Genomic DNA, 23,463 nt, shown 5'->3' with positions numbered 1-23,463 from the left:
TCGCTCCCCTCCGGCATCCGTCGTCTCACCGACCCCACCGCAGCGCGGGAGTCCGTACGGGCGCGTCCCACAGCCGCAACAGCTCCTCGTCGACCTCGCACAGGGTCACCGAACAGCCGGCCATGTCGAGCGAGGTCACGTAGTTCCCGACGAGCGTCCGGGCCACCGGGACCCGGCGCTCGCCCAGCACGCGCTGCACCTCGGCGTTGAAGCCGTACAGCTCCAGGAGGGGGGTCCCGCCCATCCCGTTGACCAGCACGAGCACCGGACCCGAGGGGCGGAGCTCCTCGACCACGAGATCGACGGCGTAGTCCGCGATCTCCCGCGAGGTCATCATGGCGCGCCGCTCACGGCCCGGCTCGCCGTGGATCCCCACGCCCAACTCCAGCTCACCGTCCGGGAGGGCGAAGGTGGGGCTGCCCTTGGCAGGGGTCGTACAGGCACTCAGCGCCACACCGAAGGACCGGCACCGCTCGTTCACCCGCCGGGCGATCGCCTCCACCCGCTCCAGCGGGGCGCCCTCCTCGGCGGCCGCCCCCGCGATCTTCTCCACGAACAGGGTGCCCCCGGTTCCGCGCCGCCCCGCCGTGTACAGACTGTCCGTCACCGCCACGTCGTCGTCGACCAGGACCTTCGCGACCTGGATGCCCTCGTCCTCGGCGAGCTCCGCCGCCATCTCGAAGTTGAGCACGTCACCGGTGTAGTTCTTGACGACGAACAACACCCCGGCACCGCTGTCGACCGCCGCCGCTGCCCGCACCATCTGATCGGGCACGGGCGAGGTGAACACCTCCCCGGGACACGCGGCCGAGAGCATCCCGGGCCCCACGAACCCCCCGTGCAACGGCTCGTGCCCGGACCCACCCCCGGAGACCAGCGCCACCTTCCCGGCCACGGGCGCGTCCCGTCGCAGGACGATCCGCCGCTCGACGTCCACGGTCAGCTCGGGATGGGCGGCGGCCATCCCGCGCAACGCGTCGGACACGACGGTCTCCGGAACATTGATGAGCATCCTCATGGGTACCTCCTGATGAGATTCGCAGGCGAGCCGCTGAGCAAGGGTTTTTGCAGGTCAGAGCATGTGGTGTGAATTGTCGATCTTGGCGGTTCGTGACTGCTGGGGGCGGTTCCGGGCGGTACTGATGCTGACTCGACGCCGACCTTCCTGATGGTTCGTCAGGTGTGGGGCGAGGGGATGAGCTTTGCGAATGCGCATCATGGCGCAATTATCGACGCGAAGTCTGGGGCGCGCACCGGTGCGTCATCGGCCGGATCCGGGCGATTCTCACTCCTGTGAGCCTTGTGGGGTCGGGGAGTCGCGGAAGTGGCCATTGCGCAGGCCGAGCGGAACGCCGAGGACGACTACGGCGAAGACATCGTCATGAAGCTGCGTCTGGTGCGAGCCGAGTGCGACGGTGCCGAGCGCCGGGCACTCCTGGGTGTTGCCCGAACCGCCGTCCAGGACGAGCAGGCGGCCGAGCCGCTAAGCGAGTTGACCGACCTCGCGGCAATAGGAATCGCCGGTGAGCTCACCGATTCGCCAACCCGGAGCCTGACCCTCCAGGCAGTCGTCGGCTCGTCGAGTAGCAGCCCGCCGGTCCCCTGGGTGAGGCGGCAGGCGAGTCGCCTCCGCAGGAGCTGTCCTCCGGAGAGATGCTCCGCTCCTCGATCGGCGAGTTCCGCGACACCCCTGACCGCGAGCGGCGGTCCACCACGTCCCGCCCATCCGGATCGGGCAAGGCTCCGACCATGACTGATCCGGGGGCCGACTACTTCCGGGGTCGCTCCGCCAGCCGGGTGGGCTCAATCCAGCGCGCTCCTGCAATGCGACTAAAAGGGCAGATCGAGCGTAACCGTAGCTCAAGTCCTTCGTCAGCGAACGCCAAGGAGCAACACAGTGGGTGACATCGATGCGGTGGTCACGGGAGCCGGGGGATTCATCGGCGGGCATCTGACCCGAGCACTGCTCGCCGAGGGGTGCAGCGTGCGGGCCGTCGACAGCAAACCGCTCCACGAGTGGTACCAGGTACACGACGACGCGGAGAACGTGGAGGGGGACGTCTCCCTGCTCGACACCTGCACGGATGTCCTGGAAGGCGGTGCCCGCGAGGTCTACCACCTCGCCGCCGACATGGGCGGCATGGGCTTCATCGAGAACAACAAGGCCGCCTGCATGCTCTCCGTGCTCTCCAACACGCACATGCTGCTCGCCGCCAGGGAAGCGGGCGTCGGCCGCTACTTCTACTCGTCGTCCGCGTGCGTCTACGCCGCCCACAAGCAGACCGACACCGACGTGCTCCCCCTGCGGGAGGAGGACGCCTATCCCGCCATGCCCGAGGACGGGTACGGCTGGGAGAAGCTGTTCAGCGAGCGCATGGCACGACACTTCCGCGAGGACTACGGAGTGGCCACTCGCACCGCCCGCTACCACAACGTCTACGGCCCGTACGGCACCTGGACAGGCGGCCGTGAGAAGGCGCCGGCGGCCGCCTGTCGCAAGGTCGCCCTCGCCGTGCTCACCAGAGACACCGAAGTGGAGATCTGGGGCGATGGCGAGCAGACACGCAGCTTCACCTACATCGACGACTGCGTCGACGGCACCCTGCGGCTCGCCCGCAGCGAGTGCGTCGAGCCGCTCAACATCGGTTCGGACCGTCTGGTGTCCATCAACCAGCTGTACGCGATCGTCGAGGACATCGCCGGTGTCAGGCTGCGGCACCGCCACGTCCCGGGCCCGCTCGGGGTGCGCGGTCGCAACAGTGACAACACCCGGATCCGCAAGGAACTCGGCTGGACCCCGGAGACGTCTCTCGTTCAGGGTCTGGAAGCAACCTACCGCTGGGTGTACGACCAGGTGAAGGCCCAGCTCGAAGGGCGGTCCCATCAGTGCTGACGAGTGGGCCGGGAACCCCGATGAGGGTCGATGTGCTGGGTGTGGGGGTGAGCGCGGTGAACCCGGACTCGGCGGTCGCGTCGATCGCCCGCTGGATCGAGTCCGGTGAGCGGTCCTACGTCTGTGTGACGGGAGTCCACGGTGTCATGGAATCCCAGCGGGACCCCGCCCTCCGCCGCATTCACAACGCCTCGGGGCTCACTGTCCCCGATGGCATGCCGATGGTCTGGGCGGGGCACCGTGCCGGTGCACCCTGGATGCGCCAGGTACGCGGCGCGGACCTGATGCTCTCCGTCCTGTCGCAGGCCGCCGAGCGCGGCTGGTCCTCGTATCTCTACGGTGGTGCGGAGGGTGTCCCCGAACTACTCGAACAGGATCTGGTCCGCCGGTACCCCGGGCTGAAGATCGTCGGATCCCACTCGCCCCCCTTCAGGCCGCTCACGGTCGAGGAGGACGAGGACGTCGTACGCCGTATCAACGACAGCGGGGCCGATCTGGTCTGGGTCGGGCTGTCCACCCCGAAGCAGGAACGGTGGATGGCCGAGCACCGTGCCAGGCTCGACGCCGCCGTCCTGCTCGGAGTGGGTGCCGCGTTCGACTTCCATGCCGGTCTCATGCCCCAGGCCCCCGAGTGGATGCGGGAGCGCGGGCTGGAGTGGTCGTACAGGCTGTTCAAGGAGCCCCGCCGGCTCTGGCGGCGCTATCTTCGGAACAACCCCCCCTATGTGGCGCGTACGGCCTTGCGGCCACCGAGGCTGATCCCAGGCGGTATGCCCTGAGGACCGTCGTGGCCCCGCGGTTCGCGCTTCCTCGTACGGTCCCCCGTCCATAGACCCCTTAGGGGGTGTCTTGTCGATCAGGCCGGACGCACCCATGTGAGAGCCGGGACACCCGCGAGCCTCCGGCACGGCAGCCCTGACGAGCGCGTTGTCCCCTACGAGGTCATGCGCTGGTTCATGGACCAGGTGGCCGACCAGGTGGAACGCTGCCGCATCGCGTTCGAGCAGGGGGAACCTGAAGCAGTGGAATGATCACGCAGTGAATGGTGTGATCACGGCGTCGGAGCCTTCCTGGATATCCCCGTTCTCCGGGCTGAGCCCGCGTGCCTTCGGGAAGTTGGTGAAGGTGCTGCGTCGCGCGGGTGCGGGTGCGGGTGCGGACGCGGTCCGGAAGAGCAGGCCGTGGAGTCCTCCGCTGGAGGACCGGGCCCTGCTGGTCGCGGCGTACTGGCGAACGAACCTGACCATGCGGCAGCTCGCGCCGCTGCTCGGGCTGTCGAAGTCGGCGGCGGACCGCATCATCGACCACCTCGGGCCGCTGTTCGCGCTCCAGTCCCGCAAGCGGTTCGCCAAGGACGCGGTGCTCATCGTCGACGGCACTTTGGTCCCCACCCGTGACCACACCATCGCCGAGCGGTCGAAGAACTACCGGTACTCCACCAACCACCAGGTCGTCATCGACGCCGACACCCGCTGGTCGTCATAGTCGGCCGGCCGCTCGCCGGGAACCGCAACGACTGCAAGGCGTGGCAGGAATCCGGCGCCAGGGCCGCCGTCGGTAAGACCAACGGGCTTGACCGCGATCAACCATGCCCGAGGCGACTCGGAGATCATTTACGGGACAGCCCTGAGCGGGGTCGATTCGATGCCGGGCGGCGACTGCCATGGTGCCGCCCGGCATCGCCGCGTACCCGTATCCGAGCGGCGCTCCGTTCAGTACGCGCCCTTGGAGCTCAGGACCGCCGAGACCGTTCGGACGAGAATGGCGAGATCCAGGGTCAGGGATTGGTGTTTGACGTAGTGCAGGTCGAGCCGGACCATTTCCTCCCAGGCAAGCATTGACCGGCCACTCACCTGCCACAATCCGGTCAGCCCCGGCGTTACCGAGAGGCGGGTGCGGGCGTCGCCGGTGTAGCCGGAATCCGAGAGCAGCAGTGGGCGTGGTCCGACGAGTGACATCTCGCCGCGCAACACATTCACCAGCTGGGGAAGTTCGTCCAGTGAGAGCCGCCGCATCCATTTCCCCTCCGGAGTGATCCTCGGGTCGTCCCGGACCTTGAAGAGATGGCCGTCCGTCTCGTTGAGTGCTGCGAGCGAGGCCCTCTCGGTGTGTGCCCCGACCCGCATGGTGCGGAATTTGAGCATTTCGAAGGGACGCCCGTTCAGCCCGACCCGGACCTGTCGGTAGATCACGCCGCCCGGTGAATTCGCGGCGATCACGAGAGCGATGACGCAGAACAGAGGGGCGGCCAGCAGGAGCAGAACAATGCTGCCGGTCACATCGATGAGGCGCTTGACGTGCATGTTGCATCCGTTCGCGGAAACGTGGCGACATTCGTCACGAAGGGGTTGATCGGGCGGTAGCGCCTTCTCGCAATCCCTACTCGACTGCGGACGCCGCACCTTGAAGGCGGGCGAATTCAGCCGCATCGTCGTTGGTGTAGACGGAGCGCTGTGCCCGCGAGCAGTGCCATCGGGCTGCGGGACCTGAGCCACTGTTCGTCCTGGCGGTCCCGTGCGCCGAACGACCGGTACTTGTACCCCTCGTCGCCGCGCAGGAAGTCGAAGGTCTCCACGCCCGCCTCGGCCATCGCGGCAATGGTTTGGTGAAGCAGGACGGTGCCGAGACTCATCCGCGCGTACGCCTCGTCCCAGCCACCGTTGTAATAGGCGAACGTCTTCTGCCACAGGAACCCGTAGACGGCACCCACCGCGCTGCCCTCGCGCTCGGCGAGCAGGGCAGCGGGCCCGCGCCCGGGAGCCGCGCGCTCCTGGAGCCGCAGGTGGAAGGCACGTCTGCCGGGCCCGAAGGACGTCGTGGTGCCCTTCACCTTCTGCCGTGCCTGGTGGAGCCCGATGACGGTGTCGATCACCTCGGCCGTCATCTCCTGCGGAGGCACCCAGCGGAAGGAGACGCCGGCCGCGGCGAGCTGCCGTCGGCGCCGCGCCATGAGCTGCCGGAAACTAGGGGAACCGACGGCGGTACTCGGGCCGATCGCAAGGCGCGGGCAGGTCGTACGGGCGATCCGGCGGGTCCCGGGGGACAGCAGCCCGATGTCCGCCTCGGGGTCCATCGCGGGGAACCAGCCACTGCTGCGCCCGGTACGCGCCCCAAGCCAGGCGCGGACTTCGTCGCGGCGGTGCGGCAGGGTGGGGAACAGTCCATGGTCCGCCGCGTCGGTGCCGGATCCGAGCAGGGTCCAACAGGTCACCGGGAGTGGGAGTCGGCGATGCAGCCGTTCCCGGACGCGCACCAGGGGGACCACCGCCTCCACGCGCCCGCCGGGTCCGGTCCACACGGCCACCTCGGCGGTGGCGGCCGTATCCATGGCCTGCCACGAGCCGAGCACCCAGTCCGGCGTGACGAAGTACGAGGAGCCCGGCACACCCGCCACCAGGTCGTGCCAAGCGTCTTCCCACGGCGCCAGGCTGCTCGGCGTGCGGTGCACCTCGAAGCCGGCTGTGGCGGGCGCCGGTGGGATCGCGGTTCGGGTCATCTGTGTCTGTCCTCAAGGAGGCTGACGAGACCGTCGGCGAACCGTCGGCTCATCTCCTCGACGGTGTACCGCCGGGCGTCCCTCCGGCATTCCTGGCGCATGGCGTCGAGTCGCTCGGAGCTGCCGAGCAGCTCCGCCACGGAAGCGGCGTACCGCCCCGGGTCGTCCGGCGCGACGAAGGCGTTGCGGCCGTGTTCGAGGTACTCGAACTCCGGGGCGTGCCAGGGCCACGCAGTCGTGACGATGGGTGTTTCCAGGACGAACGAGTCGACCGCGCACAACCCCACCAGGCCGGGCATCAGCATGACGTCGGACACCGTGCCCAGCAGCGCCTTGTGATCACCGAACGCCTGACCGACGGGCATCACGACAGGAGTCCGTGCCGCCGCGGCATCGACGATCCGCTGCTCCTGACCGGTTCCCGCCACCAGCAGTCGGAAGCCGGGGAGGCGGTCGGCGATCCTCTCGGCCGCCTCCACGAGAAACGGGATGCGCTTGCTGGAGCTGAGGGCTCCGACGAACAGGCCGGTGCGACCGGCCGTGAGGTCGTACTTCCGGCGCAGCTCGGCGGTCTGGTGCTCGGTCACACTCCGGTACGCGTCGCCGAGCGCCTTGGTGTCGACGGCGTTCTGGACGACCGTCACACGCTGGCGAGGGAAACGGTGCTCGGCGACGGCTCGCGCTCCCCCTGCGGTGTAGGAGAAGAACCACCGGGCCCGTCGGGTGAGGGAGTACTTGAGGGACTGTTCCAGCCCGGACTGCGGGCGGGTGTAGGTACGACCGTGATCCCACATCGCGATGGTCGGCCCACGACCCGTCAATTGCCGTAGGAGCAGGGGATACAGCTCCATGTTCCGAAGCGACTGGTCGACCACCACTACATCCGCCGAGTGGGCGAGGGCCCCCAGACGTTTGTGTACCAGCGGCCGGCCCGCCACCCACGCGCTCCACTGTTTCAGCCGTACAGCTCCGTCCATGTGGATGACGTCTCGGCGCGCTTCCTGATCGCCGCTGTACGGCGCACCGTAAGCGATCACGAGGCGGATTCCACGGGCTTCCAGATCCTCTTCGAGGCGGCAATAGAAGGAGCGCCGGAACTCGGAGAGGAACGGCACCAGGAGAACCACTTGCGGGCGGTCCGCGAGGTGGCGTGTCGATCGGGACTTTCTTTCCATGCTGGATAAATTGCCATGAACGCAGTGAACGGCAAGTCAAGGAATCGGCAGTGGAGTCGGAGAAGACTCATTAGGAGTAGTCATGCAGAGCAATGAGCTGGCCCGCCGAATCGCAGCAAGCCCGATGGCACACTACGCCGCCTTTCCGGGACGGCTCGCGAAAGTGGCTCGGCACAACGCCAGTGTCGCCAAGCAGACGGCTTCCTGGCTGGTGCGTTCTCGTGAGTACGTTCACTACACCTACGATCTCGAACCGCTGAACATGGAGCACCTGGCCTGGTTCGTGAGCACGGTGACGGGCAGTCGAGTGGACGTCGTGCGCGCCTACCTGGCGGAGCTTCAGGAGGATGCCGAACTGCGTCGGATCATCGCCGACGGCCTGGCCCACGGCAGCCGGAGCGCCATCACCGACCGGGTGGTCCGATACGGCCGGCGGATCGGCTGGTACGCCATCGTCCGTGCGCTCCGTCCGGAGTTCGTGGTGGAGACCGGCACCAATCGCGGAATGGGCAGCGCGGTGATCGCGGCCGCCATGCTGAAGAACGGCCGGGGCCGACTGGCGACCGTCGACATCGACGACCGCTCGGGCGAACTGATTCTTCCTCCGTACGACCGGGTGATCGAGCATGTGGTCGGTGACTCGCTCGAGTTCCTCGCGAGTCCGGTGGCCCGGCGCCAGCCGATCGATCTCCTCTTCGTGGACACGGGCTACACACCGGAACACGAGCGTGCGGAACTCGCGGCAGCGACCCCTCTGCTGGCACCGGGTGCGGTCGTGGTGGCGACGAAGACCTACTGCTGGCAGGAGCTGTCGCGCTGGGCCGAGGAGCAGCAGCGCGAGTTCCTCCACTTCAACGAGAAGCCGCACGACCACTGGTACCGGGGCGTCGGCATCGGCGCGTCGTTCCCCGCCCTGGTCCGGACGTGAACCCGGCGGTCAGGGTCAGGCTCGCCGGCTGGTACGCGCGGTACGACTCGTGGCAGGGGCCGGACACGATGCTGCGCCGCTCGCCGGCCCAGGCGTGGTTCCACCGCCGGGCAGCGGGCCGGCTGGCCGTCCTCGGCTACCACGGCGTGGAGGACCCGACGACCTTCGCGGCTCACCTCGACTTGCTGCAGCGCTCGTTCGTGCCGGTGTCCCTGGAGCAGGTCGAGGAGGCGGCCCACGGCGGCCGGACGCTCCCCGCCCACAGCGTGCTCGTCACCTTCGACGACGGTGACCGCAGCGTGTACACGCACGCCCTGCCGATGCTGGCGGAGCGCGGCATTCCGGCCGTCTGCTTCGTCATTCCGGGGCTGGTGGGTGCCAGCGCCCCGTTCTGGTGGGACGAGGCCGAGCACCTCGTCCGGCATGGCGGCACCACTCACCGGATCCCACCCACCCGGCCCGAGTTCACCCCGCACACCCTGAAGCAGTTGTCCGAGCGTGACCGACAGCTCGCCCTGGCGGAGCTGCGGGCGACGGCCACCGTGCCCAGCCCGCGCCCGCGGCAGCTCACCGCCGCCGAGTGTCGTGCCTTGGAGGAGGGCGGCGTCGTCGTCGGTAACCACACGCTGACCCACCCCTGCCTCGACCGTTGTGACGACGATCAGGTGCGCACGGAGGTACTGGAGGCGCACGAGCGGCTGACGGAGCTGCTCGGACGCCCGCCGTCCTCCTTCGCGTACCCCAATGGCAACGTCGACGAGCGGGCCCACCGCTTCCTCTCACAGGCCGGGTATCGCTCCGGATTCCTGTACAACCACCGACTTGCCGCTCCGGGGGCCCGCCACCCGCTGCGGATCGATCGGCTCGTGGTCTCCAGCCGGACCAGTGTGGACCGGCTGGAGACCATCCTTTCCGGGCTGCACCCCGCCTTGTTCCGCGTCGGGCGAAGAGCTGCCCGTGTCGTCGCGCGCGTGGGTCAACCGCTCAGCAGCAGGTCCTGACCAGCCGTGAGCGCTGCCGCCACCTGGCGCAGCGCCCGGTCGATCCGAGCGGCGCAGTCGCGCAATTCGGCGGGGGGGCGGCCGTCGGGGTCCTCGACGTCGTCCGACTCCGGTGCCACGGGGGCGGTCCTGCCGCGGGCCGCGGCAGCGCAGGCCACCACGTCCCCGGCACCGCCGGCGAGACGCCCTCCACCCGTGAGGCGCACGAACTCCTCGAGCGTGAAACAGCGCCGCAGCGCCGCAGGCCGCAGGTGTACCGCGGCCTCGCGGTGCTCCCGCGCGAGCCCCAGCACCACGTCGGCCGAGTCGATCAGCTCGGCCGACAGTCGTCGGGCCGTGAATCCGGCCGCCCGGCCGCCGAGGTCCTCGATCACGGCCGCGCTCCGGGGGCTCATCGGAGCCCCCGGTCGCGCCGCCGTTCCGGCGCTGGCGATCCGGAACCCACGCGCGGCCGCGCCCAGATGCACGGGGAGCAGCCGTTCGGCGATCGGCGATCGGTACAGGTTGCCGGTGCAGACGAACAGCACCGTGAACACGGTCACTTCGCGGTTCCGATCGCGTCGGCTTCCGCCTTCTGAGGTGGTACGAGAGCGTCCTCCGAGCCGGAGGGAAGCTCCCCGTATCCATACCCGTATCCGTACCCATTGCCAGTCAGCTGGGCCATGCTCAACACGCTGCCGAGGACCGGTGCGCTCACCGAGTGCAGGGCGTCGATCGCGGCTTTCACACGCTCGGCCGGAGTGCGCCGGGCTCGCACCACGAGGACCGTTCCGTCGACGATCGGGGCGAGCCCCACGGTGTCGGCGACGGGCAGCAGGGGGGCGCTGTCCACGACGACGGTGTCGAAGTCCTCGGCGAGGTCCTTGAGGATCTGCCGCATCCGGTCGGAGGCGAGCAGCTCTGCCGGGTTCGGCGGAATCGGCCCCGAAGCGAGCACGTTGAGGCCCTGCTCCCCGACCTGCTGCAGCACGTCGTGGGCGGTCGCCGCGCCGATGAGCACGCTGGTGAGACCGGCGCCCTGGACGAGTCCGAAGGTCTTGGCGACACATGGGTTGCGCAGGTCGGCGTCGACCAGACAGATTCTGGCACCCGTCTCGGCCAGGGAGAGCGCGAGGTTGGTGGCGGTGTTGGTCTTGCCCTCGCCCGGCAGCGGGCTGGTCACCATGATCACCCGTGGCCTGTGGTCGACCTGGGCGAACTGCAGGTTGGTGCGCACCAGTCGGAAGGCTTCGGCGCGGGCACCGTGGGCCGCAGGGCCGGATACGAGTGGCTTGTCCGGCGCTTCCTTGTCGTACGGGATGGCGCCCAATACCGCCAGTCCGGTCGCCTCGGCCATCGCGGAGCCGGTGTGCAGGGTCGTGTCGAGGGTGTCACGCAGTGCGGCGAGGCCGACGCCGGCGAGAAGCCCTGCGAACAGTCCGACCAAGGCGTTGAGCAGGGGCCTCGGACTGATCGGAGTGGTGGGCGGCTCGGCCTCGCGCGTGACGCCGATGGTCACGGGGGAGGTCTCCTCCCCGAGCGGTGTCTCGAGCTTGACCAGTTGCCTGCTCGCCTCGTCCGCGACGGTGTTGGCGATCCGTGCGGCCAGCGACGGCTTGGGGTCGGTGACGGTGATGTCGATGAGCACCGTGCCGAGCTTGACCTCGGCGCTGATGTTCTCGGCCAGCCGGGCCGGCGCAATCGGCAGCCTGAGCCGCTTGACGACGAGTTCGGCGATCCGGGGGCTGGTGATGATGTCGGCGTAGGACTCCACCCGGGCCTGCGAGAACGCGTTGCCCGCATTGAGCTCCGTGATGTCCGACGTGGTTCGGGCGGAGACGAAGATCTGACTGGTGGCGCGGTACTGGGGAGTCGAGAACGAGGTGAAGGCGATTCCGGCGCCGAGGCCGAGGAGAGCGAGAGCGGTGATGGAGATCCACCGCAGTCGCAGGGCCTTGAGGAAACCACGCAGATCCAACGTGCACCCCTTCGGAGGTGAGGAACTTGGGTGTCTTTGACGGGGATTCAGGTCGCTCCCGGACCGACCCATGCTGGTACCGATGACCACCGCGACCGGCATCATCACGAACAGGTAGACGAGCAGGTTGGAGGTGGCGACATTGAGGCTCAGCCCCACGACGGCGAGCAGGGCGGCCTGGTGGATCGCCCAGTCGTCGTCGTTCGCCGCGGCGCGTCTGCGGCGGTACACCCCGCGGCCGATCACGAGGATCACCAGCGTCCACAGGACGAGCCCGAGCAGTCCGAGGTCGTGCCACAGCCTCAGATAGTCGTTGTGCGGATGGCCGACAACGCGTTCCACGCTGCCGATGCCGTGGCCGAGCCACGGAGCCTCCTCGATGGAGGCCCAGGTGGTCTCCCAGAGCCACGAACGGCCCGAGGTGCCGATCTCCAGCCCTGCGAAGGTCTGCCTGTCGTTCTGGGTGAAGCGGTCCTGCAGCGGCCGGTACCAGTCCACGAGGACGTACGCCGCAGCTGCGACCACCGTGGCGAGCAGGGCGGCCCGACGGAACTCACCCCGACCGCGGCCCTTGAGCACCACCCCGAGGACCAGCACCAGACACACGGCGGCGGACGTCCGGGACAGGGACAGGATGTCGGCGATCACCAGCAGGCACGGCGCGAGCCAACCCCAGCGCGAACGCTCCGCCAGCGGCACGGCGGCGACCATCCCGATCCAGATGACCTCACCGAACAGACGCCCGGGATAGAGGACGCCGTTCCCCGGCCCGACCAGAACCACCGTCACCAGATAGCCGATGGCGGCCACCACGGCCGCGGCGCGCAGCCAGCGCAGGAGCAGCAGAGGCGACTCCTCCGAGGTCCACGCGGAGGCCAGAGCGACCACGGCGACGAAGGACAAGTACACCAAGGTGTTCTGGGCCCCGGCCGAGGTCCGCTGATGGATCTCGGAGGCGATCACATGGCCGGCGAAGAGCCACAGGGGCAGTGGTACCCCTGCCCCTGGCCGGAGAGCGGCGGAGCGGGGGGTGAGAGTGGTGACGGGCCGACGTAGCGTGGCGTAGGGCAGCGCGATCACGGCAGCCAAGAAGATCAGTACCGTGGCAGGGCCGTTCAGTCCGAACTGCGCGGGGATGCCTCCCACGAGAGTCCAGAAAGCCGCCATGGCGATCAGGGGCAAGCGCGGTCGCTCGTCCACTACCGATCGCGTCGCAACAGCTCGTGACATAACGGGCATGTTACCGATGGTCCGGTCAGTAGAAGGGTGCCTTCGGGCGTGTCTGCTGCGTACGTCTGTCCTGGTGGCAGCTGATGTGCTGCCCGGATGCCGCTCGGTGACGGTGCGTCTCCTCCCACGAACGAGGTACGGCACCAACTCGAGAATGTCGTGCGTCATGGGATGTCGTTCGTGGGAGAGCGCCCGCTGCTGACGGAGGATTCCGACTACACAGGGGACCCGGGACCGTCTGTTCGTGCCGCCCCGCCACCTGTCGCCCTTCGCCCTGACGGTTTCCGCGGTCCGCACCGCCCGCGGCACGCACCGAGACATGGGGGAGCCCTTGTCCAAAGACACCGCAGCACCCGAGGCGCGCACCACACTGGTCGCCCTGGGCTGGAACTACGCCTCGGCGATCGCCGCCACGGTGCTCCAGCTCTGCTACACCGCCTACACCGCTCGCGTGGTTCTTCCCGAGAGCTTCGGTGCCTTCGCCGCAGCCGCCGCGGCCACCACCGTGCTCGGGTACGTCGCCGGAGCGGGACTTGCCACCTATCTGCTGCGTGCCGAGGAGCTGACCCGGCAGACCGTCCGGTGCGCGTACCGCGTCTCCATGTTGAGCGGTGTGCTCTGCTGTGCTGTGAGCCAGGCGGTGGCGCCGCTGGCGGCCGCCGTGTGGGGGCTACCGGAGGTTGCTCCGATGGTGCAGCTCTACGGCGTGTACTTCCTCACCCAGCCGGCCTCGCAGGTGGCCGTCGCGGCGCTGCGCCGCCTGGATCAGGCGCGGTTCTGTGCTGTCACCGAGACCGTGGCCCAGTTCGCCGGCATGGTGGTCGGCGCCGGCCTGCTGGGTCTCGGCTGGAGTCCGTACGGACTGGTGGTCGCCCAGGTGATGACCCCCTCGGTGACGCTCGCGGTGGCCGCGGTGTGGCTGGCACGCCTGCCGCTCGCGGACGGTCCCCACGTGCCGCCTCGCGAGATGCTCCGCATCTCCGGAGCCTTCGCCGGCTACGGAATGATCCAGATGACGGCGGCTGATGTCACCCTGTTGGCCGTCACCCGGTTCCTCGGACCGGCCGCAGCGGGTCAGTTCTCCCGCACGACGCTCGCGGTGGGCCTGCCGGTCGCGGTGCTGTGCCAGAGCCTGAGGCGTGCTGTCATGCCCTCACTGGCCCGCATCAACGGAGGAGGACGGAGGCTCGGCACGGTGCTGCCCGATGTGCTCAGCGCGACCTCTGCGGTCGCGTTCGCCACTTTCGGCGTGCTGGCGGGGGTGGGCCCGGCCGCGCTGGCCCTCCTGCTCGGGCCCGGATGGGAAGCGGCGGGTGCGCTGGTGCCGGTCCTGGCGGCAGGCGCCCCGCTTGTTCTGCTCTGCCAGGTCAGCTATGCCGCGGACGAGATCCGCAGGGAGATGGGCAGCTTGCTGCAGACCCAACTGCTCGTACTGGCGGCCACGGTGGTCTTCGTGGGGCTGGCGGTGGTGGCCGGCCAGGGCATGGCGCTCGTCGCCGTGGCGGCGTCCGTCGCGGCCGGCGTCGGGCATCTGGAGCAACTCGTCCGCTGGCACCGGACAGGGCTGTGCCATATGTCGGCGATCGTCCGGCCGTATGCCGTCCATGCGGCCGTCGGCGCCGCGCTGTACGGCAGCGGGTATCTGGCGGCGGGCTACGGCAACGGGCCGCTGGCCCGGGTCGCGCATGGTCTGCTGGGCATGGTTCCGGTGGCTTTGGTGTGCGTCGTGCTGCGCCGCAGGCTCCCGTTGTACGCGGCGGCCGTCTCCCGCGGACTGATCACCGGACGAGCGGGCTGACACCCAGCGCGTCGTGATAGAGCCGCTCGACCTGCCGGAGCCAGGCGTGTTCGGTGAAGTACGTGTCGAAGACACGGCGGCAGTGCGCACGCAGGGCGGGGAACCGTTCGGCTGCGTCGGCCAGGACGGGTGGCAGCGGTTCCTCCCAGCCGACGGCCGCACCGGTCCCGAGGGATCGAACGGACTCGGCGACCGACGAACCGTCGAAGGCGAGGATGGGCAGCCCGGCAGCCAGCGCCTCGACCTGCACCAGAGGGGCGCCCTCCAGGCAGCGGCTGGGGAAGACGAGGCCGAGGTACGAAGGCAGCCGTCGGCGCAGCTCCGCGCGGTCCAGTCGGCCGAGGAACCGCACCGACGAGGGTGCCGTGGCCCGGGCCCGGTCGAGGAGTTCGCCGTCGCCGATGATGTCCAGCGGCTCGGACTCCGGCCAGCGACGGAGCAGGTCCAGGGCGCCCTTCTCCGCGCTGAGTCGACCGGCGAAGACCCATCGCCCGTCTGATGCACCGTCAGTGCCGAGGTCGGGCTCGTCGACGAAATTGGGGATCATCGCGATGCGGTCGGCGGCGATCCCTGCCTGGAGGTACATCCTGCGACTGAGTTCGGAGAGCACGACCAGTCGGTCGGCGCGGCGAAGCAGCGGATCGCCCGTCGCCCCCCTCCTGTTGGCCCAGGCCAGAGGTGCGGTGGCGAGCCGGGAGTCGCGGTAGCAGCCGTGCCGGACACCCGCCCAGCGGTCACCGTCGAGGCAACTGGTGCAAGGGGCGCCGGCGCGGTACAGGGTCGCGCCGGCACACAGGGGACGGTAGTTGTGCAGGGTGGCGACCAATGGGCCGTTCCACGCACGCACCCAGCCGCGGGCGAAGTTCGGAAAGAGGTTGTGGACGTGCACCAGATCAGGGGCGAAGGCCCGCAGTTCGGCGATCGGGGTCCGGCCCCTGCCGGTGGCGACGGTCGCGGTCGCCCGCACCGGGTAGAGGCGGCCACGGGCCAGCTCGTCGGTGTGGGCGGCCATGACGGCCACTTCGTGTCCGGCGGAACGCAGGGCGCGAACCTGGTCGCGCACGGCCTCGTTCTCGCCGCTGGGCTGTCCGGACGAGTAGAAGCTGTGGACGACGGCGACCCGCAACACGGTCATCCGAGGCCGGCTTCCCCGAGGCGGGGCGACCACACGGCGATCCGGGGTCCTGCAACGCCACCGCAGAGGCAGGAACTCATGCGCTGCAGAGGGGCCACTCCGGTCACGTCGAGCGTCGGTTCTGGTGTTGGCATCCGCTGCACCTCCTGTGTCAGGTGGTCGCCGAGAGGGCGGCGGCCTCGGCCACGCCCCCCTCGGGACGGTCTTCGGCAGAGGCCGTGGCAGGCGGCCTTCCGGTGGACAGGACCTGGCGATAGAGCTCTTCGGCGGCTTCGGCCTTCGCCGTCCATGTGTGCTTCCGCGCCCACGCCAACGCCGCTCCGCGCATGCCGTGGCGTGTTCGATCATCGCCGAGCACGGCGCTGAGCGCGCCCGCGAGGCGTTGCGGCAGATCGGCGGGGTCGCCGAGCGGCACGGAGACCGCGCCGCCGGGGGCCGAGAAATCACCGATGCCTTGGTGACCGATATGGACCACGGGCAAGCCTCTCGCCCATGCTTCCAGTGACTGGGTGCCGAACGAGTCCCGCAGGCTGGTCATCAGAAAGACGTCGGCGGCGTCGTAGGCCGTGCGGAGCTCTGTCCAGGGCACCTCACCACGGAAGTCGACGGACTCGCCCACCCCCAGACGTCGCGCGAGTCGCTCCAGGGAGAGCCGCAGCGGCCCGTCGCCGAAGAATACGAGGCGCGCCCCCGGATGTTCCGACCGGACATGCGCCATCGCCCGCAGCGCCAGCTCCGGCGCCTTGTGCGCCGTCAGCCCGCCCACCCACAGAATGGTCGGCGGGTGAAGTGCGGACCGGACCGGCTGAGCCTCCAGCGGCTCCAGGATCACCGAATCGTGGATGCCGTCGGCCAGCATCAGACGTGTATCAGTGCGGCCCATACGGCGAGCCCGCCGGTCCGTGTCCCAGTTGGTGACCAGTACAGCCGCCGCCTCGCGAAGCGTCGCACGGCACAACGGCCGACGGCCCAGGTAGCGAACCCGCAAGGTCCGCACCACTTCCTGCAGATACGCCGGGCCCAGGTATCGCCGGTGGCTGTGCGGTGCAGTCTGACCACCGCCGACGGGGCCGAACACCAAAGGCGGTCCCAAGCGGTACAGCGCACAACCACCCTGCAGGGATACGTACGAGACGTGGTGCACGAGGTCGGCCCCGTCGAGCCCGTGGCTCCGCGCATGGGCCAAGGCCCGGCGCTGCCAGCCGTTGTAGCGCAGGAACTCCCGGGCGCTGTCACGCACGAAGCCCGGCAGCGCAGCAGCCCAGGACGGGAGATCCGGCACCGGGATGACGTGCGGCTTGATCCGCTTCCCCACCTCCCCCAGCTCCGCCACCCGACGCCTGATCTGGCGCTCGTTGTCCCGGTCGGGGTGGGTCAGAACCTCTACGGTGTGGCCACGTCCCGCAAGCGTTTCGGCCCAGCCCCACCCCACGGCCGGTTCACTGCCACGCGTGGGATCGCAGCCGTACGCGACCAGGACGATGTGCAGCCCGCGTGCCGCACTGCCGAGCGCTGACTCTGCCTCTTCTCCGCTGTCGGCAGCGCCCTCGGCGCCCACCGCCGCAGCGGGGAGGCCGAGGGGACATCCCCCTTTCTCTGCCTTTTCCTGGCGCATGAATCCTCTCCATCCGCTGCGGGACCCGGTCGGTGCAGCGACACGTGGCTGACGAGAACGTGGCGGTCTCGGTTGTGCGGACGCCGGAGATCGCGTGTCAGCCTAGAATTCGAGGAGACCGAAATGCCTGGCTTTCCTAGCGTTTCGGGGGTTGTTCCCCCGATCGGCTCCTTGGGTACGTCGACATGTACTCCGGATCGCTCTCAGGCAGGGCATGGAGCGGCTTGCTTCACCGTGGCCTGCAGCGGCGTCACCAGGGCTTGCCGGAGAATCGTCGGGGCGCGGTCCGCTTCGGGCTCGCGGAGGTGCAGCACCAGCGTGCGGCTGGACTGCCGGGGCAGCTCAAGGTCGAGTGTGTAGACCGGGTGGCCGCGTTCGACGCCGGGGATCAGTTCGACCCGGCGGCCGTCCAGCGTGGCGTGCTCCAGGGTCGCTCCCTGGCCGGCGTAGTAATCGACCAGCAGCCGGTTGTCGCCAGGGAGCGTCCGGTAGGGCGGGGCGTCGACCCGTTGAGTGACGTACTCGGGCAGGCCCGAGGTCGGCGCCCGATTGGTGAGCGTCACAGTCGCGGTGACCGATCGGCCGGTGTCCGTGCATGCACCCGGCGCCCAGACGAGGCTTCGGTCCAGGTAGTAGTCCAGTTTGGTGCCGGCCGCGTTGTTCACCACGAGCCCTGCGAAGGGGCCGGGTGTGTCGGGGAGTGTGCCTCCGAAGGCCCCCTGCGCCAGTAGCTGCTCCTCGGCCGGGTCCGCGCTCCACACCTGCATACGGCCTTCCTGCTGAACATCGCGGACGGCGTTCAGAAGTGCGGGGAGCAGCTTCGGGTCCTCGACCGCACCCATCAGCCGCTCGGCGGCCGCCCGCGCGGCCTCGACGAAGAACGCCTTGCGCTCGGCGGTGTCCGCGTACATCGCGTAGCTGGTCCGCTCGGTGAGGTCCATGACGTTGTCAGCGGTGAGGGCGGTGCCGTCGGGCAGACGGGCCGGCCCGGTGACGCGGAGAAGAAGGCTCAGCGTGCCGGGGTCGATGGCGATCGCGCCGTCGATGCGCTGGCCGGTGTGCGCGCGCCAGTACGCGGACCACATGCGGGCCGCGTACGGGAAATGCGGGCTCATGTTGGAGTTCGCCCAGGCGCTGCCAGGCTCGTTGTTCCCGTACCGGTCGGCGAACTCGGCTCCGAGGTTCACATACGCGCGGATGCCGTCCAGCTCGGTGTTGTTGCCGAAGCGCTCGAAGGAGAGCCGGCCACGGTCGGCCCGCAGCACGGCGAAGGCTCCCGGGAGGCCGCCGGTGCCCCGGGCTTCGGCCGTGTTCTGGAAGGCGAGGAAGTAGCGCCGTGGCCCGTGCGCCCCGAGCATCGACGGCATCACGCTGGCCGCGACGGCGGCGTCGCGCGTCCCCGGGACGAGACGGTCGAGCTGATCCGACAGCTGCGCCCGGCCACGGTCGGCCGCCGGCAGCCAGCTGGAGCGGGGGAGACGGGTGGTGTCGTCCCGCACCTTGGCCGCGACACGCGCGGCTCGGGCGAACGCGGGTGCCTCGCCCTCCAGCTCCAGGAGAGCATGTGGGACGCCGCTTGCGTGAGCGTCCGCCGAGAGTCGGGGGACGGCTCGCACCAGCGGCGGCAGGACGTCTCCGGCCAGCCTGTGCGAGGCGTTGGCGATGCCGCGCACGGTCTCGAAGGGCCGTCCGAGGAAGGGCAGTTGGGAGGCGGTGTACCAGGCCGGTCCCGTGGTGAGGTCGTGTGCGCGTGCGGCATGCGCTGCCGCCGAACGCAGCAATCGCTCCTGATCGGGCTCGGCGGCCGACCCTGCGGCGACCGCAGGGGCGTGGCTGGGCCCCGTTGACGTCGAGGCCGCGACCGACTCTCGGAGCGCGTTCAGGTCGTGGTGGGCGGCGCGGAGCTCGTTGGCGGCGAGCCAGCCCGTGGCAACGATCCAGGCGGCCGCCGCCGGGGGAAGAACGGCGGCGGCAAGCAGTGCCTTCCTGGCCAGAGGGCCGTGGATGCGCCGACGCACCCGACGGGTGTCCCGGGCGAACCCGGGACGCCCGCGGAATGTCATACGACGTGGTTGTGGTGCCGTCATGAGTGGCGACGGCGGCGCACGACGAGCATGGTGCCGGCACCTGCCGCGACCAGAGCGGCCGCGGCACCACCGAAAATCAGCTTGCTGTTGTCGTCACCGGTGTCCGCGAGGTGAGGATCGTGCGGGTGGTTCCCGTGATCCGGCTTGTCCGGGTGGTGCGGCTTCGGTGGCTTCGGCGGGTAAGGATGGTGCGGCTTCGGCGGGTAGGGATGCCCCGGCGCCGTCGGATGAGGTGGGTAGGAGTCGTCCATGGCGAGGGCGCTCCCCGCGCCTGCCAGCGGTGCTACGGCGAGCGTAGCGACTGTGGCGGCTGAGGCCAGAACAGATCGCCAGCTTGGCGATGTCGTCATCTTCTCCACTCTCCTCGACTTCAATACGGCGACCCGGTGGCTGTCCGGGCAGTGATCGATACCTAGAAGATCTAGATAGGTGGATACATAGGAATTTGATGTGATCAATAACCCTATGTCGCCCGGAAGTCATCGGATGGTGTAGCGCGAATTCGGTCCCGGGTTGCAGGGAGGCGTGCCACTCCGCAGTCGTGCTGTGCACCAGCATTGGCATGGTCGTACGCGCCCAGTAGGGGCTGCGCTGAGTGCGCAGCAGGAAGCCGTTCTGGTCCGCGCCGACGTCGTGTGCGTACGTGAGTAGGGACTCCCGGACTGTGTCCGGCATGGGGACCTCGCGGAGTCGCCAGGCCTGCGGTGCTTGAGCGGAGCGCGCTGGCGGGTCTTCCCCTCGATCTGTTCGGTGATGCGGTACACGTCGTCCGCGACCATCCCTTCGAGGTTGGCTGCGTACGCCTCACCGTTCCGGTGCCCACAGCCGGACATCAGGTCGATGATGACGACGAGAGCCTCGGACGCGGCCTCTTTGAGTGCGCGGATCTCCTCCAGCGTGGGGATGGTGATCCGCTTGGGGATGTCATCCGGTGGGACGACATCCCCGAAGGGGTCGTGGGCCACCCCGCCCCTACGGTGGGCGTCCCGGGGGATCTTCTTGAGGGTGTCGAAGGCGTTCTGCTCATCGACCGGCATCTGGCGGAGACCGAGCGGCGCATGGCCGAGCTGCGCGACGCTCGTACGGAGCTGCGGAAGCCGGCCCGGCGGGCTGCGGTGACCGATCCCGACTCGTGTTCCAGGACCTCATCGGTGGGGGACAGGTACGCCTGCCGAGCGGAGTTTGGTCTCGGTGAGCGCGATCAGCCGGGCTGAGATCGGTGCATGGCCCTCACGGTGGTTGTTGATCAGCTTGTACTGGGCGGAAGCCTTGGCCCATGCCTGCAGGCTGGAGTGATCCCCCAGGAGCGCGGGGTTCGCGAGGTATCGGTTGGCCATGGCCGTCGCGAGTTCTTCGATCCTCGGGTCGTCCGGTTCCCAGGTCTCGGCCTCCCGGCCGCGCTTGGTCAGGTCGATGTACTCGGGGTCGCCCAGCCCGTGTTCGAGCTGGGTCAGGAAGCCGTCGAAGCCCTCCGGCACCAGCGCCCGGGCCAGTACCAGGGCCTCGCGTTGCGCGGCCACATAGTCGGGACTGAAGCCGAGGCCGGGCATCCGGTCCAGGATCGCGCAGGCGCGGTCGGGCAGCAGGGCCCGGTCGCCGTCGGCGAGCGCGGCGCCGAACTGCTCGGCGCCGGCGCCGAGCATGGGCCCGATCTCGGCCAGCGGCACGCCCGCCACGGCCAACGTCCGTACCTGCACCAGCTGCAGCAACTCGCCGGATCCGTACCGCCGATAGCCGGAGCTGTCACGTTCCGGCTCCGCGACCAGGCCGAGCTTGTGGTAGTGCCGCACCGTCTTCACCGTGACGCCGACGCCTGCCCGATCGTGACTCCGTTACTCATCAGCTCAGCTTGCCGCAGAACACTTCGCCGACGAAACGCTGTTGGGCGGTCTGGAATGCCGGTGCTATCGACAGGTCGGCGTCGTCCACCCAGGTAAGCCCGGCCGTCAGGGTCTTTCCGCCGTCGGGGGTGCTGTACATCAGCGCCGCCGAGCCCATGGTGGCGCCGTTGTGGTGGAAGACGGTGCCGCCCTCCGTTTCCTGCGCGAATACGCCCAGGCCGTAGCCGACCGTCGCCTCCGGCGTGCGCATCTCGGCCAGCAGCTCGGCCGGCAGGGGCTTGCCGCCCATCAGCGCGGAGAAGTACGTGTGCAGATCCTTGGTGGTCGAGATCATGTCACCACCGGCCCCCACCCAGGACGGGTTCTGACGGGTGACATCGACCGTCCGCACCTGCCCGGCGTCCTCGTAGCGGTAGTAGCCGTGGTTGTACGGCTCGGGGATCTCCGGCGAGGAGCCCGGCGCCGGTCATCCCCAGCGGCCCCAGGATCAGCCGCTGCAACTCCTCGGCGAACGAACGGCCGATGACCTTCTCGATCACCAGCCGGGCCAGGACGTAGTTGGTGTTGGCGTAGCTCCAGCCCGTACCCGGTGCGAACCGCGCCGGCTTGGACGACGACAGCCGTACCAGCTCCTCGGGCCGGTAGGTCTTGAACCGGTTGTCCACCCACTCTTTGCCCTGCCAGGGGACCCCCAGCACGATCGTCCCGTCCTCGTAGAGCTCGCCGGTGTGGTTGAAGATCCCGCTGGTGTGCTGCAGCAGCATCCGCACCGTGATCCGCCGGTCGAGACCGAATTCGGGCAGGCAGTCATCGGCCGGGGCATCCAGACTGATCCTTCCCTCGGCCACCAGCAGGAGCACCGAGGTGGCGACGAAGTTCTTGGTGCTGCTGCCGATGCGGAAGTGGCCGTTCGTCAGCGGCTTGGCGCTCTGGCCCAGCTCGCGTACACCGGCGCTGCCGACCCACTCGCCCTGCTCGTCGTTCACCCGGAGCTGGACCCCGACGAAACCGGACTCGACCAAGTCCTCGATTGCCTTCTGCAGCTCCGGACGATTCTGTCCCTGTCCGGAAAGGTTGGTGGACATGATCGCTCCTTCACATGGGCTGTGCCCGGGTCGGCGTCGCGCCGCTGTGACGAGCCTCCACCCTGCCCTAAAGTCAATCTCAACCATGATCCAGCTCACATGCGTTGTCGGTTGGCATGACTGGCAGCGAGAACCCCCTGGCCCCGCTCAGGATCCTGGCCCGCCCGCCTCGGGCCCGGGATTTCCGGTCGCCGACCGCGCCACCCGGTCCTGCTTCCAGGCCGTGATCATCGGCCGGATCAACGCCACACCGAGGAAGATCGGATTTACCGCCCTCTGCGGCCAACGTGATCGGTTCAGGCGTCGGTTTCGGACGTCTTCCGAGGATGGGTGGGGTAGACCTTGTGCCAGTGCTGGGCCGAGCGGGCCAGATCGTCGATGACGTGGAGGAGGAACTGGCTCGTGTTCTCCAGGCGGGCTCCGGCGGGGGTGGTGGGGCCCAGCCTCCGGGCTGCGATCTTGCACGCTTCGGCGATCTCGGTCTGGGCGCGCACGCCGGCCATGATGGACTCGAACGCTACGTCGTCGTCGATGGCGTAGCGTTCGGCGCGGCTGTGGGGGTCGCGTTCACGCTTGATGAGTGCCTGGTTTTCCAGGTAGCCGACGGCCTTGGAGATGGAGGCGGGACTGACGTGCAGGCGCTGCACGAGTTCCGCGGAGGTGAGGCTGCCGCTGTCGGTGGTGAAGAGCGCGGCGAGCACCCTGGCCATCATCTGCGGGAGCCCGGCCTGAATCATCAGTTCCATGCTCTGCGCGTCCACCTCGTCCACGAGTCGTGGATCGCGCCCGCCGAGGTGGGCCCTGCCTGGTGACGGTGTCGGCGGAGTGCTGTTCTGCCGGCGCGCGTGTTGTGTGCCGGCTCGGTGGGCCGCCTCGGCGTGATAGCTGCGCGGTCCGCCGTTGCGCATCACTTCGCGGGTGACGGTGGAGGTCGGCCGGCCGATGCGGCGGCCGATGGCGGCGTAGGTCAACTCCTCGCGCAGCCCCGCGTCGATCCGCTGTCGGTCCTGGAGGGTGAGTCTGTCACCAGGCATCGCGTGTCCTCCGCTGTCGGCGTCGAGGCCAGCTTAATGCAACGCAACGGCGTTGCATTAGTCGACAGAGGTGATGCAATGATTTGGCCGCTCTTACCTGCAGCTATGCCGTTGCATTACGTGAATGTGATTGACGAGTTTGTGCATGCAACGTAACTTTCGCTGAGATGTAAAGGTGTTCGTGTAGC

The 23,463-nt window shown here is 69.0% G+C and carries 17 protein-coding genes and 3 pseudogenes; 6 read left to right on the top strand and 14 right to left on the bottom strand.

Going from position 1 to position 23,463, the window contains the following annotated elements; translation table 11 throughout:
• Nucleotides 1-25: 25 nt before the first annotated feature.
• The gene (gene dhaK, locus OG580_RS02330; protein ID WP_267041957.1) at nt 26-1,018 is read right to left on the bottom strand and encodes a dihydroxyacetone kinase subunit DhaK; all 993 of its coding nucleotides are present in this window, start codon (nt 1,016-1,018) and stop codon (nt 26-28) included.
• A 524-nt stretch (nt 1,019-1,542) separates the two neighbouring features.
• A pseudogene (gene fecE, locus OG580_RS02325) lies at nt 1,543-1,701 on the bottom strand (Fe(3+) dicitrate ABC transporter ATP-binding protein FecE); the annotation flags it as partial.
• Between the two features lie 196 nt (nt 1,702-1,897).
• Between fecE and OG580_RS02320 the strand changes: the two are divergent.
• From OG580_RS02320 to OG580_RS02310, 3 genes and pseudogenes are all read left to right on the top strand, one after another.
• Nucleotides 1,898-2,893, top strand: a complete 996-nt coding sequence (locus OG580_RS02320) for an NAD-dependent epimerase/dehydratase family protein (RefSeq protein WP_267041956.1) — start codon at nt 1,898-1,900, stop codon at nt 2,891-2,893.
• A gap of 20 nt (nt 2,894-2,913) precedes the next feature.
• Entirely contained in the window at nt 2,914-3,672 is a 759-nt protein-coding gene (locus tag OG580_RS02315) for a WecB/TagA/CpsF family glycosyltransferase (protein ID WP_267041955.1), read from the top strand.
• Between the two features lie 259 nt (nt 3,673-3,931).
• A pseudogene (locus OG580_RS02310) lies at nt 3,932-4,458 on the top strand (transposase family protein); the annotation flags it as partial.
• 147 nt (nt 4,459-4,605) lie between these two features.
• On the opposite strand, the gene OG580_RS02305 reads toward OG580_RS02310, so the two are convergent.
• From OG580_RS02305 to OG580_RS02295, 3 genes are all read right to left on the bottom strand, one after another.
• The gene (locus OG580_RS02305; RefSeq protein ID WP_267041954.1) at nt 4,606-5,196 is read right to left on the bottom strand and encodes a sugar transferase; all 591 of its coding nucleotides are present in this window, start codon (nt 5,194-5,196) and stop codon (nt 4,606-4,608) included.
• A gap of 116 nt (nt 5,197-5,312) precedes the next feature.
• On the bottom strand, nt 5,313-6,389 hold the full coding sequence (locus OG580_RS02300) for a GNAT family N-acetyltransferase (protein WP_267041953.1): 1,077 nt from the start codon (nt 6,387-6,389) through the stop codon (nt 5,313-5,315).
• Entirely contained in the window at nt 6,386-7,240 is an 855-nt protein-coding gene (locus tag OG580_RS02295; RefSeq protein ID WP_267041952.1) for a glycosyltransferase family 4 protein, read from the bottom strand. Before OG580_RS02295 ends, OG580_RS02300 begins: the two co-directional genes overlap by 4 nt.
• Before the next feature lie 406 nt (nt 7,241-7,646).
• Here OG580_RS02295 and OG580_RS02290 point away from each other — a divergent pair, with 406 nt between their 5' ends.
• Both OG580_RS02290 and OG580_RS02285 read left to right on the top strand, forming a co-directional pair.
• Entirely contained in the window at nt 7,647-8,492 is an 846-nt protein-coding gene (locus OG580_RS02290; protein ID WP_267041951.1) for a class I SAM-dependent methyltransferase, read from the top strand.
• Complete coding sequence (locus OG580_RS02285; protein ID WP_267041950.1) at nt 8,489-9,493, top strand: polysaccharide deacetylase family protein; 1,005 nt, start codon at nt 8,489-8,491, stop codon at nt 9,491-9,493. Before OG580_RS02290 ends, OG580_RS02285 begins: the two co-directional genes overlap by 4 nt.
• On the opposite strand, the gene OG580_RS02280 is transcribed toward OG580_RS02285, so the two are convergent.
• On the bottom strand, nt 9,469-10,035 hold the full coding sequence (locus tag OG580_RS02280; RefSeq protein ID WP_267041949.1) for a low molecular weight phosphatase family protein: 567 nt from the start codon (nt 10,033-10,035) through the stop codon (nt 9,469-9,471). The genes OG580_RS02285 and OG580_RS02280 overlap by 25 nt on opposite strands.
• The gene (locus OG580_RS02275; RefSeq protein WP_267041948.1) at nt 10,032-12,353 is read right to left on the bottom strand and encodes a polysaccharide biosynthesis tyrosine autokinase; all 2,322 of its coding nucleotides are present in this window, start codon (nt 12,351-12,353) and stop codon (nt 10,032-10,034) included. The genes OG580_RS02280 and OG580_RS02275 overlap by 4 nt, the downstream gene beginning before the upstream one ends.
• Before the next feature lie 571 nt (nt 12,354-12,924).
• Between OG580_RS02275 and OG580_RS02270 the strand changes: the two genes are divergently transcribed.
• The gene (locus tag OG580_RS02270; RefSeq protein WP_267041947.1) at nt 12,925-14,478 is read left to right on the top strand and encodes an oligosaccharide flippase family protein; all 1,554 of its coding nucleotides are present in this window, start codon (nt 12,925-12,927) and stop codon (nt 14,476-14,478) included.
• On the opposite strand, the gene OG580_RS02265 is transcribed toward OG580_RS02270, so the two are convergent.
• The 7 genes and pseudogenes from OG580_RS02265 to OG580_RS02235 form a co-directional block, all read right to left on the bottom strand.
• Nucleotides 14,459-15,613 (bottom strand): glycosyltransferase family 4 protein, encoded by a 1,155-nt coding sequence (locus OG580_RS02265; RefSeq protein WP_267041946.1) that lies wholly within the window; start codon nt 15,611-15,613, stop codon nt 14,459-14,461. The two genes, OG580_RS02270 and OG580_RS02265, sit on opposite strands and share 20 nt — an antisense overlap.
• Before the next feature lie 151 nt (nt 15,614-15,764).
• Entirely contained in the window at nt 15,765-17,228 is a 1,464-nt protein-coding gene (locus OG580_RS02260; RefSeq protein WP_267041945.1) for a glycosyltransferase family 4 protein, read from the bottom strand.
• Nucleotides 17,229-17,431: 203 nt separating this feature from the next.
• Nucleotides 17,432-19,246, bottom strand: a complete 1,815-nt coding sequence (locus OG580_RS02255) for a DUF4012 domain-containing protein (protein ID WP_267041944.1) — start codon at nt 19,244-19,246, stop codon at nt 17,432-17,434.
• 65 nt (nt 19,247-19,311) lie between these two features.
• Complete coding sequence (locus OG580_RS02250; protein ID WP_267041943.1) at nt 19,312-19,566, bottom strand: LAETG motif-containing sortase-dependent surface protein; 255 nt, start codon at nt 19,564-19,566, stop codon at nt 19,312-19,314.
• Between the two features lie 894 nt (nt 19,567-20,460).
• Nucleotides 20,461-21,105 carry a MerR family transcriptional regulator gene (locus tag OG580_RS02245; protein ID WP_267041942.1) on the bottom strand — a complete coding sequence of 215 codons (645 nt, stop codon included), beginning with the start codon at nt 21,103-21,105 and terminating at the stop codon, nt 20,461-20,463.
• Nucleotides 21,106-21,154: 49 nt separating this feature from the next.
• Nucleotides 21,155-22,241 (bottom strand): annotated as a pseudogene (locus tag OG580_RS02240) (serine hydrolase domain-containing protein).
• 296 nt (nt 22,242-22,537) lie between these two features.
• Complete coding sequence (locus OG580_RS02235; RefSeq protein ID WP_267041941.1) at nt 22,538-23,275, bottom strand: helix-turn-helix domain-containing protein; 738 nt, start codon at nt 23,273-23,275, stop codon at nt 22,538-22,540.
• Between the last annotated feature and the right edge of the window lie 188 nt (nt 23,276-23,463).

The organism is Streptomyces sp. NBC_00094 (assembly GCF_026343125.1).
Classification (GTDB): domain Bacteria; phylum Actinomycetota; class Actinomycetes; order Streptomycetales; family Streptomycetaceae; genus Streptomyces.
Note: the sequence above shows the minus strand (reverse complement) of the source record. Positions and strands in the feature narration are given on the sequence as shown.

Coding starts and splice junctions, on each gene's coding strand:
- dhaK (WP_267041957.1), bottom strand. CDS start 1,018: ATGAGGATGCTCATCAATGTTCCGGAGACCGTCGTGTCCGACGCGTTG.
- OG580_RS02315 (WP_267041955.1), top strand. CDS start 2,914: ATGAGGGTCGATGTGCTGGGTGTGGGGGTGAGCGCGGTGAACCCGGAC.
- OG580_RS02305 (WP_267041954.1), bottom strand. CDS start 5,196: ATGCACGTCAAGCGCCTCATCGATGTGACCGGCAGCATTGTTCTGCTC.
- OG580_RS02300 (WP_267041953.1), bottom strand. CDS start 6,389: ATGACCCGAACCGCGATCCCACCGGCGCCCGCCACAGCCGGCTTCGAG.
- OG580_RS02295 (WP_267041952.1), bottom strand. CDS start 7,240: ATGGAGCTGTATCCCCTGCTCCTACGGCAATTGACGGGTCGTGGGCCG.
- OG580_RS02290 (WP_267041951.1), top strand. CDS start 7,647: ATGCAGAGCAATGAGCTGGCCCGCCGAATCGCAGCAAGCCCGATGGCA.
- OG580_RS02265 (WP_267041946.1), bottom strand. CDS start 15,613: ATGACCGTGTTGCGGGTCGCCGTCGTCCACAGCTTCTACTCGTCCGGA.
- OG580_RS02260 (WP_267041945.1), bottom strand. CDS start 17,228: ATGCGCCAGGAAAAGGCAGAGAAAGGGGGATGTCCCCTCGGCCTCCCC.
- OG580_RS02250 (WP_267041943.1), bottom strand. CDS start 19,566: ATGGACGACTCCTACCCACCTCATCCGACGGCGCCGGGGCATCCCTAC.
- OG580_RS02235 (WP_267041941.1), bottom strand. CDS start 23,275: ATGCCTGGTGACAGACTCACCCTCCAGGACCGACAGCGGATCGACGCG.